General features: G+C 38.9%; 8 protein-coding genes. 6 read left to right on the forward strand and 2 right to left on the reverse strand.

Annotation, left to right across the window (positions count from 1 at the left end):
* Positions 1-57: 57 nt before the first annotated feature.
* Positions 58-924 carry an AraC family transcriptional regulator gene (locus ACI4WO_RS03745; RefSeq protein WP_439806220.1) on the reverse strand — a complete coding sequence of 289 codons (867 nt, stop codon included), beginning with the start codon at positions 922-924 and terminating at the stop codon, positions 58-60.
* 342 nt (positions 925-1266) lie between these two features.
* Here ACI4WO_RS03745 and ACI4WO_RS03750 point away from each other — a divergent pair, with 342 nt between their 5' ends.
* From ACI4WO_RS03750 to ACI4WO_RS03775, 6 genes are all read left to right on the forward strand, one after another.
* Positions 1267-2667: an MFS transporter gene (locus ACI4WO_RS03750; RefSeq protein WP_439806221.1), complete on the forward strand. Its 1401-nt coding sequence runs from the start codon at positions 1267-1269 to the stop codon at positions 2665-2667.
* A gap of 13 nt (positions 2668-2680) precedes the next feature.
* Positions 2681-5680 (forward strand): glycoside hydrolase family 2 TIM barrel-domain containing protein, encoded by a 3000-nt coding sequence (locus tag ACI4WO_RS03755; RefSeq protein WP_439806222.1) that lies wholly within the window; start codon positions 2681-2683, stop codon positions 5678-5680.
* 15 nt (positions 5681-5695) lie between these two features.
* The gene (locus ACI4WO_RS03760; protein WP_439806223.1) at positions 5696-6970 is read left to right on the forward strand and encodes a galactokinase; all 1275 of its coding nucleotides are present in this window, start codon (positions 5696-5698) and stop codon (positions 6968-6970) included.
* Between the two features lie 13 nt (positions 6971-6983).
* The gene (gene galE / locus ACI4WO_RS03765) at positions 6984-7973 is read left to right on the forward strand and encodes a UDP-glucose 4-epimerase GalE (protein WP_439806224.1); all 990 of its coding nucleotides are present in this window, start codon (positions 6984-6986) and stop codon (positions 7971-7973) included.
* Positions 7927-9471 carry a UDP-glucose--hexose-1-phosphate uridylyltransferase gene (locus ACI4WO_RS03770; protein ID WP_439806225.1) on the forward strand — a complete coding sequence of 515 codons (1545 nt, stop codon included), beginning with the start codon at positions 7927-7929 and terminating at the stop codon, positions 9469-9471. Before galE ends, ACI4WO_RS03770 begins: the two co-directional genes overlap by 47 nt.
* A gap of 392 nt (positions 9472-9863) precedes the next feature.
* Positions 9864-10847, forward strand: coding sequence for a WYL domain-containing protein (locus ACI4WO_RS03775; protein ID WP_439806226.1), 984 nt, complete (start codon positions 9864-9866; stop codon positions 10845-10847).
* 39 nt (positions 10848-10886) lie between these two features.
* Here ACI4WO_RS03775 and ACI4WO_RS03780 read toward each other — a convergent pair.
* The coding region (locus ACI4WO_RS03780; RefSeq protein WP_439806227.1) for a helicase-related protein at positions 10887-13412 on the reverse strand (2526 nt) is incomplete at its 5' end.

Below are 13412 nucleotides of genomic sequence, written 5' to 3' on the forward strand. Positions count from 1 at the left end.
AAAAAATCAATAAAACTCGTTTGGTTAAATTTAATATCAGCCAAACGAGTTTTCTTTTTATTCTTTAAGGCTCACTTCAAGTTTCATTTTTCGATATTCTTTTGGCGACATACCAATATATTTATGAAACAGTCTGCTAAAATAAAGAGAATTCGTGTATCCAACCATGTTTGCAATTTCAGTAATGGTGTAGTCTGTATTTTCTAACAAGCTTTGTGCGTTGGAAATTCGCAATTTCAAGATATACTGCAACGGACTTGAACCTGTAATTTCTTTAAAGCACTGAATAAACCAACAGTTGCTGAGTCCTCTGGATTTGGAATACTCCTCTATGCTAATCTCAGTATTATAATTTTTGCGAAAATAATGCATGGCAAAAGCAACTTCTTTTTCACTGGTGCTGCTGAATTTCTTTGCACTCATGATAGCTCTGCTAATCAAGATAAAAATATTTCTAAGTTGTAAGGAAATCAGTTCCTCATACCGTGGTCTGCAAAGCTGCAATTCCTGAATCATTTGTCCAAAAAGCAACTGATAATCAGGAGAAGTTCCAATATAAAGGATATTATTCGGAAGTTCAATATTATAGTATTTCAAAATAGAATCTACATCGTTGCCAGTAAAATGCACCCAATAAACGTCAGTTTGATCTTCTCTATAATAAACATATTCCTGTGGTTGATCCGGCAAATAGACAATGATATTTCCTGCGGAAACCGTTTTTTCTTCACCATTGATGAAAAAATGTCCTTTTCCGGATGCAATATATAAAAGCTGATAGTCTTTTCTTCCCTTCGGACGATGTGTTACAACTTCAGAACGATTTTTTACACGATAATTACCGCAGCATGTTACAATCAGCGGCTTCGAATCATCTACAATAGTAGATGTAGAGTTATTTAAATAAGCAACATTCATAAACATGAAAAACGCCCTCCTTGACTTTATGATATCAGTATAACATAGTGAATTGCTGATTGCAAGTAAAACCCTAAACTTTGTGCATATATTTTATAACTTTGTGTATTTTTTTAGCCGTTTTGTGTGGTATAATAGAATCAAGAAATGAGAAAAAAGAATTTTAAAAGACGTCTTTCATTGTAATTCTATACTGAATTCAATAAAAATTCTTGATACTCAAAAAAATAATTATCTATTCTGACAACAATCTAATTTTGTTTATGCAGGATGATAAAACAGTCCGTATCATTCATCATTGAAAAATTCTGTCCATATGGGCATACAAATAATGAAAGGATTTCTATTATGAGCAAAGAAAAAACATATTTGAAATGGTATAACAAAGTGGGCTACGGTTCCGGTGACGTGGCAGGAAATGTGGTTTATGCATTATTGACATCATTTGTCATGATCTATCTGACAGATACAATTGGCATGAATGCCGGAATTGTTGGCACATTGATTGCAGTATCTAAAATTTTTGACGGTATTACAGATGTGTTTTTCGGAACATTGATAGACAAAACACATACCAAACTTGGAAAAGCAAGACCTTGGATGCTTTACGGCTTTATTGGTTGTGCAGTAACATTAGTTGGTGTGTTTGCAATTCCGGTAAGCATGGGCAGTTTTGCACAGTATGCATGGTTCTTTATTTCTTATACGCTGCTTAACAGCGTGTTCTATACAGCAAACAACATTGCTTATTCTGCACTAACTGCACTTGTAACGAAGAACAGCAAAGAACGAGTTCAGATGGGGTCTTACCGTTTTATCTTTGCATTTGCAACAAGCCTTTTGATTCAGTCTGTGACATTCAAGTTTGTTGACATGGTGGGCGGTGGTGCAAATGGCTGGAGAACTGTTGCTATCATCTATGCAGTGATTGGGTTGATTGTCAATACAATTTCATCTTTATCTGTTAAGGAATTGTCTGACGAAGAACTTGCAGAAGGTGAAGAAGTTCAGTCTCAAGAACAAAAATACAGCTTTATCGAAGCATTCAAACTACTTATACATAATAAATACTATGTAATGATTGCCTGCACTTATATTTTACAGCAATTATATTCTGCAATGATTGGTGTTGGAACATACTACGCAAAATACGTTCTGGCTGATGAAAATATGTTTGGTGTATTCGCATGGTTTATCAATATTCCATTGATTCTTGCATTGATCTTTACACCTGCAATTGTGCAGAAATGGAACGGTATGTATAAGCTGAACAAATACAGCTATATGATTGCGACACTTGGCAGACTTTTGGTAGCTGTTGCAGGATACATGGGTAACATTCCTTTGATGCTTGCATTCACGGCACTTGCAGCACTTGGACAAGGGCCATGGCAGGGTGATATGAACGCTGTCATTGCTTCTTGTTCTGAATACACATGGCTGACAAAGCACAAGCGTGTAGATGGCATTATGTATTCCTGCACTTCACTTGGTGTAAAAATCGGTGGCGGTCTTGGAACAGCGATTGTCGGTTTACTGTTGGATTTCAGCGGTTTTAAAGGAACGCTTACAGTTCAGCCTGATTCTGCAATCAATATGCTTCACATCATGTATCTGATTGTCCCGTTTGTTCTTGACCTTATTATCACATTGATTCTCTCTAAAATGAATGTTGAAAAAGCAAATGCTGACTTGAAGAAAGAACTTGGAATATCCGAAAATGAAACTGTGGTGGAATCACAAAACTAATGGAGGTAATAACATGAAATATACACTTGACTGGCTTGTAAATCCGGAAGTATTTGCAGTCAATAGAATTGCAGCTCATTCGGATCATAAAATCTATGCCGACAGCATGGAAGCTGATGCAGACCGTTCTTCCCTGATTCAGAATCTGAACGGCACTTGGAAATTTGCATGGGCAAAGAATCCGTCTGAATGGCAGCAAAATTTTTATGAAGAAAATAGCGGAACAGATGACTTTGACAACATTCACGTTCCGGGACACATGGAATTACAGGGCTATGGCAAACCGCAGTATGTCAACACCATTTACCCTTGGGAAGGTCAGGAGCATCTCCGCCCGCCGTTTATCTCGGAAAAAGATAATCCGGTCGGCAGCTATGTCAGATATTTTGATCTGGACGATGCTCTGAAAAACAAGCGAGTATTCATTTCTTTTCAGGGCGTGGAAACAGCACTTTATGCATGGCTAAATGGTGAATTTGTCGGCTATAGTGAGGATTCTTTTACTCCGTCTGAATTTGAACTAACACCCTATATTCGTGAAAAGAACAACAAACTTGCAGTTGCAGTATTCAAAAGAAGTTCTGCAAGTTGGCTGGAAGATCAGGACTTCTGGAGATTCTCCGGAATTTTCCGTGACGTATTTCTCTATGCTGTACCGACTGCTCACGTTTGTGATATGAAAATAATTGCAGATTATGACGGTACAAACGGCATCTTCTCTGCATTGCTTGATATTGAAGGTGAATGTTCGGTAAAATCCGTTCTGACCGATCAGAATGGAACAGTTGTTGTAAAGTCAAACGAAAAGGAATCGGTAAACTGGACAATTGAAAATGTGAAACCCTGGAGTGCTGAAATACCAAATCTTTATACGTTTACAGTAATTCTGAGTGATGAAAGCGGAAATGAAGTAGAAGTCAGCAGAACGAAAGTTGGTTTCCGAAGATTTGAACTGAAAAACGGTATTATGTGCCTGAATGGAAAGCGTATTATCTTCAAGGGCATCAACCGCCATGAATTTAATGTAAAGACAGGCAGAGCAATTACAAAGGAAGATATGCTGTTCGATATTCAGTTCATGAAGAAAAACAATATCAATGCTGTCAGAACCTGCCATTACCCAAATAATTCTCTCTGGTATAAGCTTTGCGATGAATATGGCATTTATCTGATTGATGAAACCAACCTTGAAACACATGGCACATGGCAGAAACTCGGTGCAACAGAACCTTCCTGGAATATTCCTGGTTCACTTCCCGAATGGAAAGATGCAGTTCTCGACAGAGCAAAGTCAATGTATGAACGGGACAAAAACCACGCAAGCGTTCTTATCTGGTCCTGTGGAAATGAATCATATTGCGGTGAAGATATTGCAGCCATGTCGGAGTATTTCAGAAGCGTAGACTCGACAAGGCTGGTGCATTATGAGGGCGTAACAAGAGTTCCTGATAATAAATACGATTACATTACAGATATGGAAAGCAGAATGTATGCAAAGCCGCAGGAGATTGAGGAATATCTGAAACAAAACACCGGCAGACCGTATATCAGCTGCGAATATATGCACGCTATGGGAAATTCTCTCGGCGGTATGAGCCTTTATACTGACCTTGAGGACAAATACGAAGCATACCAAGGCGGATTCATCTGGGATTATATCGATCAGGCAATCGAAACGAAAAATGATGACGGTCAGACAGTTCTTGCTTATGGCGGTGATTTTGAGGACAGACCAAGTGATTATGGATTCTGTACCAATGGCGTTATTTACGCAGACCGTACCGATTCTCCAAAAGTTCAGGAGATGAAAGCACTCTATTCCAATATCAGAATGTCGATCAAAAACGGAAATCTGACTGTTGAAAATAGAAATCTCTTTGCAGACACAAGTGATTTATCTTTCATAGCAAGATTGGAAAAGAACGGAGTTGTACTGAAATCAGACACTTTTTCGTTGAATGTAAATGCAGGTGAAAGAAAAACGATCAAACTGACATTGCAAAAAATAGACAGTGCAGGAGAATATGTTTATCATGTTTCAGCAGTTATCGCAAATAAAACGCTTTGGGCTGATGCAGGACACGAAATCTCATTCGCACAGGAGGTATTTGAAGTAAAGGACAATCGAATTCCGGAAAAAGCATACAAAAAGCCGTCTATTATGTATGGCGATGTGATTATCGGTGTTCACGGTGAAAACTTCTCCATGATGTTTGATAAAAAAGAGGGCGGTATCAGTTCTCTGAAATACAATGGATTTGAATATATCACACGTACACCAAAGGTCAGCTTCTGGAGAGCAATGACAGACAATGATACGGGGGCTTCTGAGCCATACAATCTTGCACAATGGTATACAGCAGGCAAATTTGCAAGATACAAAACCGTTTCGTGGCTGGAACAGGAGGATGCTCTGAAAATCACGTTCACTTATCAGGCTGCTTGCGTTCCGAGTTTCGAGTTTACTGTAACCTATACTGCGTACTTTGACGGAAAACTTGGCGTATGTGTTTCATATCCGGGTGTTTCTGAAATGCCTGATATGCCGATTCTCGCATTAGACTTTAAGATGAAAAAGCAGCTTTGCAATTTCCAGTATTACGGTATGGGACCAGATGAAAATTACATCGACAGATGCAAAGGCGCAAGACTGGGCTTATGGAAATCCACAGCAGCAGAAAATCTTTCGAGTTATCTGAATCCACAGGAATGCGGCAACAGAACAGGCGTAAGAAGTCTTGCTGTATCCGATGATACACAACACGGATTGACGTTTGAAAAGCAAGCGGTACCATTTGAAATGAGTGTGCTGCCGTATAGTGCTTATGAAATGGAAAACGCAATGCACATGGACGAACTGCCGAATATTCGCTACACATGGGTTAGAATCACCGCAAAGCAAATGGGTGTAGGTGGTGACGATTCCTGGGGTGCTCCGATACATGATGAGTACAGGATCCATGCAGATAAGCCGATGAAATTGGAATTCGTAATCAAGCCTTTAGAATCGTAAGAAGAAAGGAAAAAGATGAAAATACAGGATTTTCAGAACAAAATAACTTGTGGTGAATTTGATAATATTCTTTCAAAGATTTACAAACCACAGGATATGGAAAGTCAGAAATCAAGATATATAGCTGCTGTGGAAAAATTCACAGCACTGTATCCAAACAGAAGTGATATCCATTTCTATTCTGCTCCGGGCAGAACAGAAATCGGCGGTAATCATACCGACCATCAGCATGGCTGTGTCATTGCAGGTGCGGTTGATTTAGACGTTATCGGTGTTGCAGCGTTTCATGATGAAGGTATTATCCGTATCAAATCAGAAGGATATGATGAATTTGCAGTTTCACTGAATGATCTGGATGTTCATATTGGAGAAAAAGGTTCATCAGAAATCGTCAGAGGTATTGCTGCTCGTTTCAAGGATTTGGGCATAAAAATAGGCGGTTTTGATATGTACACCACTTCAAATGTCCTTGGCGGAAGCGGTATTTCTTCATCAGCTGCATTTGAAACATTGGTTGCAACAGCAATTGACAGTTATTATAACGATAATCAGATCGGTGCAATTGAAATTGCCAAAATCGGACAATATGCAGAAAACTTCTATTTCGGTAAGAAAAGCGGTCTGATGGATCAGATGGTATGTTCTGTAGGCGGGTTTGTTTTTCTCGATTTTCAGAACATTCAGAATCCAAGTATCCGTAAGATTGATTTTGACCTTTCCCAAACCGGTTATGAGTTGATTATCACAGATACTAAAGGTGATCATTCTGATTTGACAGATGATTATGTAGCAGTTCGTACCGAAATGGACGAAGTTGCAGAGTATTTTGGCAAAAAGGTTCTTCGTGAAGTTGACGAAAATCAGTTTTGGGACAATATGCCTGATATTAAAAAGAAAATATCTGACAGAGCTGTTTTGCGTGCGATACACTTTTTCGGTGATAATTATCGAGCAAAAGCCGAAACAGATGCTCTTGAAAATGGAAGATTTGATGATTTTCTTGCACTTGTCAATGAATCGGGCTATTCTTCTATGAATTATCTGCAAAACCTTTATTCGTGCAGAAAGCCAACAGAACAAGGCATTCCGCTTGCAATTATGATTGGCAAACGAGTATTAAAAGGCAAAGGTGCAATCAGAGTACATGGCGGAGGATTTGCAGGAACAATTCAAGCATTTGTTCCACATGAACTTGTAAATACATACAGATCGGAAATGGACAGAATGTTTGGACAGAATTCGTGCTACATCATGACAATCAGACCATGTGGCGGTATTGAAATCAAGTAATAGGAGGATAAAAATGAGTGTACTTGTTTTAGGCGGTGCAGGATATATTGGTTCTCATACCGCTTTAGAATTGATTCGCACAGGAGAAAATGTTGTTATTGCAGATAACCTTGCAACCGGGCATATCGAAGCTGTTCCTGAAGGTGCTAAGTTCTATCAGGGAGATTTACATGACAAATCTTTTCTTGACAGTATTTTTGAAAAAGAGCAAATTGACGCAGTGATACATTTTGCAGCCTATTCCCTCGTTGGGGAAAGCGTTGTCAATCCGTTGAAATATTATGATAATAATCTTTGCGGCACCAAAATTCTTTTAGATTCTATGGTCGAACATCATATTGATAAAATTGTATTTTCTTCTACTGCTGCAACGTATGGAGAACCTGAAAACATTCCTATTTTGGAAACAGACAGAACACAGCCGACAAATCCATATGGTGAAACGAAACTTGCTATGGAAAAGATGTTTTATTGGACTTCCAAGGCTCATGATTTCAGATATGTCTCTCTCCGCTATTTCAATGCCTGTGGTGCTGATAAATCTGGAAAAATCGGAGAAGCACACAATCCGGAAAGCCATTTGATTCCTCTGATTCTGCAAGTTCCGAATGGAAAACGTGAGAGTGTATCGATTTATGGTACAGATTATGACACGCCTGATGGAACTTGTATCAGAGATTATATTCATGTAACGGACTTAGCACAGGCACACATTCTTGCTGTAAAATATCTGAGGAATGGAAATGAAAGCAATATTTTCAATCTTGGAAACGGCGTTGGATATTCTGTCAGAGAGGTCATTGATACAGCGAGAAAAGTGACAGGACATCCGATTCCTGCAATAGAAACGCCAAAACGTGCAGGTGATCCGGCAAGACTGGTTGCATCCAGCGAAAAAGCAAAAACCATTCTCGGATGGAATCCGGTTCATGACAGTCTGGAAGAAATCATTGCTGATGCCTGGAATTGGCATAAAAAACATCCGAATGGGTTTCAGAAATGAGGTGACATATATGGTATACAGGGCAATAAACGGATTGATTCGTCATGCTATCGAATCAGAATTGATAACCAATGATGATGTTTTCGTTGTAAGAAATCAGCTTATGGATATACTGAAACTAAAAGATTGGGTAGATGCTGAACCACTTACAGGAACTATTGAGCAACTGCTTGAACCGGTAATTGATTATGCTGTTCAATCAGGAATTATTGAAAACACTTCTGTACAGCGTGATTTATTCGATACAAGAATTATGGGCGTTTTTACACCAATGCCGAGAGAAGTCAATTCTGTATTTCAAAGAAAATACGCTGTTTCACCGATATCAGCAACAGAATGGTACTATACTTTTAGCAAAAATCTGAATTATGTTCGTGCTGAAAGAATCGCAAAAGATTTAAAATGGACATATGAATCAGAATACGGAACACTTGACATCACTATAAACCGTTCCAAGCCGGAGAAAGATCCTCGTGACATTGCCGCTGCGAAAACACAAAAAACATCAAACTATCCAAAATGCCAGCTTTGTGCTGAGAACATGGGATTTACAGGACATTTGACTCATCCGGCAAGACAAAATTTACGTCCGGTAAAACTGAATATCAATAATCAGAAATGGTTTATGCAGTATTCTCCCTATGGTTATTACAATGAGCATTGCATTGTGTTTAATAAAGAGCATATCCCTATGACAATCAATGCGCAGGTATTCCACAAGCTGTTTGATTTTGTTGAACAGTTTCCGCATTATTTCATTGGATCTAACGCCGATCTTCCTATTGTAGGTGGTTCTATTCTGACACATGAGCATTTTCAAGGCGGCAGCTATGATTTTGCAATGGCAAAAGCACCGATAGAAAGAACATTTCTTTTGAAAAATTATATGAATGTAAACGCTGGTATTGTCAAATGGCCAATGTCTGTGATACGTCTTTCTTCTGATAATCGTGATTCTTTAGCAGATGCGTGTGCTGATATTCTGTCAAAATGGAGAACATATACAGATGAAACTGTTGGCATTTTTGCAAAAACAGAGGGAATCCCACATAATACAATTACTCCGATTGCAAGAGCAACCTCTTCAGGATTTGAATGCGACTTGGTTTTGAGAAACAATATTACAACGAAAGAAAGACCGTTAGGAGTTTTCCACCCAAATCCGACATTACATCATATCAAAAAGGAAAATATCGGTCTGATTGAAGTTATGGGACTTGCCGTTCTTCCGGCACGTTTGGCTGATGAACTGGCTATTTTGAAAGATGCAATGCTGTATGGAAAAGATATTGCTACAGATGACAAAATTGCATCTCATGCAGACTGGATAAAAGAAATTCTTGCAAACCATGCAGAATTCGATAATGATAATGCAATGGATATTATTCGTTATGAAGTCGGCAAAGTATTTGAACAAGTTCTTGAAGATGCTGGAGTATTTAAGAGAGATAAACAAGGAAAAGAAGCATTTGCAAGATTTGTAGAACAATTAAGTTGATTTGGAATATACGAAAATGAGCTATTGCATATGCAGTGGCTCATTTGTATTTGCTTTAGTTTGTTGTATTGAAACTTGTGGTTGTGAGCATAAGCTTTTTTGGTCAGAAAGCTTGTTTCTTTACATGCTTTGAATTAGCTGTTTCTAAAGTGAATTTATCTTGTTTTTAACAGTGTAAGCATTTTTATTCTTTCTCGTAATTTAGATTTTTGTAATATTATGTTTTTCAAAGAATTAAACAACATAATTATGTAATAAATGAAAATTAGCAACCTACATAATCGATTTTTCTTTATTTCATAACTGTTGGATAAGACGTTATTTATCAAAACTTTGATCTATAACTCCTGTCATTATACATGACAGCATGGCGTAATATAAGGAACGACAAAATGAACGCAAAATGCAGACTACTATGTTTAAGAGAAATGTTTATCAAATATACAGATCAAAATAACTACGTTTCAATGGAAAGAATCCAAAATTATCTCAACTCCTGCGGCTATCCGGCACATAAAGTAACCATAAAAGATGATATTCAAGCATTGATTTTGAGTGACATGGATATAGAATACGTCCACAACAAAGGATACCATTTGAAATCTCGTCGTTTTTCACTCAGTATTTTGAAAATATTTGCCGATGCCATCGCATCTTTACGATTTCTGACAGTTGACGATTCAGAGTTGCTGCTTAAATTGCTTGAAAGCCTGTGCAGTATTTATGAAGCACCGTTGCTCAGAAGAAAAATCATGCTGACCAATCGTGTGAAATCGGACAATGAACAGACCCTTGATAATATTGATGCTGTCAATTCTGCTTTCCGTAGTAATCAGCAAATCAGCTTTGATTACTATGATTACGATATAAACAAGCATTTGGTTCAGCGAGGAACGAAGCGACTTTGTTCTCCATTTGCATTGGTGATGAGCGGGGAATGCTATTACGTTGTTTCGTATTACGAAAAATATCCTGATACTTACACCAATTTTCGTCTTGATCGAATGAGAAACATCGAGCTTGTGAATTCGGTAAGAAAGTACCCAGATGAAAAACTTGATTTGGAACAATACATAAAATCCTCTTTTTCTATGTTCAGCGGAAAGAGCGAGTACGTCACACTCCGTTTGCCGCTTGAGAACAAATACTGTAACATTGTGATTGACAGGTTCGGAAAATCAGTTCTCATGCTTAGGGACACGCAATCTGACAATCACTTCATGATACATGTTCCCGTAAAGGCTGAATATCCGCAGCCATTCTTTTCCTGGATATTTTCATTTAGAGGAAAAATTGAAATCGTAAGTCCGATCAGACTAAAAGAACGATATACAGAAGTCCTTTATGAAAGCTGTATGCAGCAATATATGAATTAACGAAAACAGGCACTTTACAAATGCAAAGTGCCTGTTTTATCATTCTATTCCATTTTTGTACTTATTCTTTTCATTTGATTCAGGTGGCTTCTGCCTATCCTTGAAAGCTTCCTTTTTGAGTTTTGCCCTCTCAAAGTAGCAGGTACGCTGTTTTTCGGGAGCATTTTTCTTAGCTTCAATGGCTGCCTGATTAAGTTCTTCGGTAAGAGATGTAAGTCTTTCGGTTTTCTGTTCAAGTTCAGCCTGCTGAGGGAATGGAGTTGCAACAATGCACTGTGCATTTGCCAAATCCATTTGTAGCTTGTTTACGCTGTTCTGGGCATCACTTATGGTCTGGTCAATCTTGTAAAGAGTCGATTCCATACGCTTGAGATTTGCGGAAAAACTGCCTGTCAGTACACACTTGTGTTCAGCACTGCCTTTCATCATAATGGAAATATCGGGTTCATTGCCAAACATAACAGCATTCACTGTCAGCTTGAATCCCTGAAATTCACCGATTTCTTTCTCACTGTCGGAACTCCTTTTAACGAAATCAAGCACAATATCTTCAAGAGCCTTTGCAGCTTCCTTGCGGTCTGTGTACTCTATACCGTCAATGGTAATCTTAAATACAGGTAGCTTTGTTTCCTCATCAATCGGAAGTTGACGCAGTACTTCACGGTCTGCCTTGAGATTTTCAAGTCTTGTTTCAGCCTTTTCAATCTTTACAGGAGTTGTGGCTACTGTCTGTTGCATATCGAATACAGTGTTGGTGTGTTCGGCTTTCAGGAGATTGAGTTCCTTAACTTCATTATCAAGCATCATTTTTTCTTTGATACGTTCATCACCCGTGCAAAGTGCCTTGATTTCGGAATAGTTGAGTGCCTGTTGGTCTACGTCCTCGCAAGTTCTTGCAGGTGTTTTTGAGGTCATAATCTGACCGATAAAACGTTGTTTTGCTTCTAACGTTTGATATAAATACGCATCAAACGAACCTTTGGTAACATAGTTATAGACGTGTGCTTTTGCGTTCTGATTGCCTTGTCTTTCGATACGTCCGATTCTCTGTTGGAGGTCACTTGGTCGCCAAGGTATGTCGAGGTTATGCAATGCTATCAGCTTTTTCTGACAGTTTGTGCCTGTACCCATTTTGCCAGTACTTCCTAAAAGCACTCTGATTTCTCCCTTATTTACTTTATCAAAGAGATCTGCTTTCTGCTGTTCCGTTTTGGCATCATGTACATAGGCGATTTCTTCAGGCTTTACACCGTTCTTAATCAGCTTATCACGTATATCATCGTAAACGCAGAAGTCACATTCTTCCTCTAAGGATTCTCTTTCGGAAGCAGATTTTTCGTCAACATTTTCGCCCTTATCCGTTGATTGTGAATTTTTCTTTGGAACACCAAGGTCGCAGAAGATAATCTGTGTCAGCTTTTCCTCAACAGTATCATGATAAATCTGAGTAATGTTTTGTACACACTGATTCAGCTTTGTATCGGGATTATCCTCAAATGACGGGTCAATAAGTCTTGGGTCAAGTCCCAGCTTTCTGCCGTCCGATGTGATACGGAGCATATTGTCAACAGACGGATCAATGCTTCCGCTCTGTACATCATCAGCTCTGTCTGATAACTCCTGTACAAGCGTTTTCTGAAACTCCGTTGCTTCAATGTTCTCAATATGATACTCCATTTCTGGTGTAGCGAGTTCAAGCGTGTCGGCGGTACGCACATCGGCAACCTGCTTGAACATACTCATCAGTTCAGGCAAACCCGTATAGTTGGCAATTCTCGTGCGTTCCTTGAATTTGTTACCCGCAGGAGCGAGTTCCCATTCCGTTTTTTGCTCACCAAAAACCGTTACCCAGTTGTCAAAGTTGGCAAGTCCGTGGTCTTTCAGGAAATCATACTCCAAAAATCTCATCATAGTATGTAATTCTGTTACGGAGTTGCTTAACGGCGTTCCCGTAGCCATAATCACACCTCTGCCACCTGTCTTTTCATCAAGGTATCGGCACTTCATAAAGAGGTCGAGTGCCTTTTGCGAAGCAGATGACGAAATACCGGCTACATTGGTGAGTTTCGTTTGTGTCGGCACATTCTTAAATTCATGACTTTCATCAACTATCAATTTGTCGATACCCATTTCCTCAAAAGTGAGAATATCATCATGTGACTTTTCAAGTTTATCAAGTCTTGCTTCAAGAGATTTCTTTGTACGCTCCATCTGCTTGACCTGAAAGCGAGAGCCTTCTGTCTTTTTGAGTTCCTCAATGCCCGCCATAATATCGTCAATCTGCTCTTGCAGAATTGAAACCTGTCTTTCCTTAGAAAGCGGAATCATACCCAGCTGAGAGTGACCGATAATGACAGCATCGAAATCACCTGTAGCGATTTTTGCAAACAGCTGCTGACGGTTTTCTTTTTTGAAGTCGTTTTTTGTTGCCACTAGAATATTTGCTCCGGGATAGAGCTTCTGAAAGTCCTCACCAATCTGTTCAGTCAGGTGATTCGGAACTGCAAATAACGGCTTTGTGCATAAACCTAACCGCTTTGATTCCATTGCTGTGGCTATCATCTC

The organism is Porcipelethomonas sp. (assembly GCF_051893655.1).
Taxonomy (GTDB): Bacteria; Bacillota; Clostridia; order Oscillospirales; family Ruminococcaceae; genus Porcipelethomonas.

Coding starts and splice junctions, on each gene's coding strand:
- ACI4WO_RS03745 (WP_439806220.1), bottom strand. CDS start 924: ATGTTTATGAATGTTGCTTATTTAAATAACTCTACATCTACTATTGTA.
- ACI4WO_RS03750 (WP_439806221.1), top strand. CDS start 1,267: ATGAGCAAAGAAAAAACATATTTGAAATGGTATAACAAAGTGGGCTAC.
- ACI4WO_RS03755 (WP_439806222.1), top strand. CDS start 2,681: ATGAAATATACACTTGACTGGCTTGTAAATCCGGAAGTATTTGCAGTC.
- ACI4WO_RS03760 (WP_439806223.1), top strand. CDS start 5,696: ATGAAAATACAGGATTTTCAGAACAAAATAACTTGTGGTGAATTTGAT.
- galE (WP_439806224.1), top strand. CDS start 6,984: ATGAGTGTACTTGTTTTAGGCGGTGCAGGATATATTGGTTCTCATACC.
- ACI4WO_RS03770 (WP_439806225.1), top strand. CDS start 7,927: ATGCCTGGAATTGGCATAAAAAACATCCGAATGGGTTTCAGAAATGAG.
- ACI4WO_RS03775 (WP_439806226.1), top strand. CDS start 9,864: ATGAACGCAAAATGCAGACTACTATGTTTAAGAGAAATGTTTATCAAA.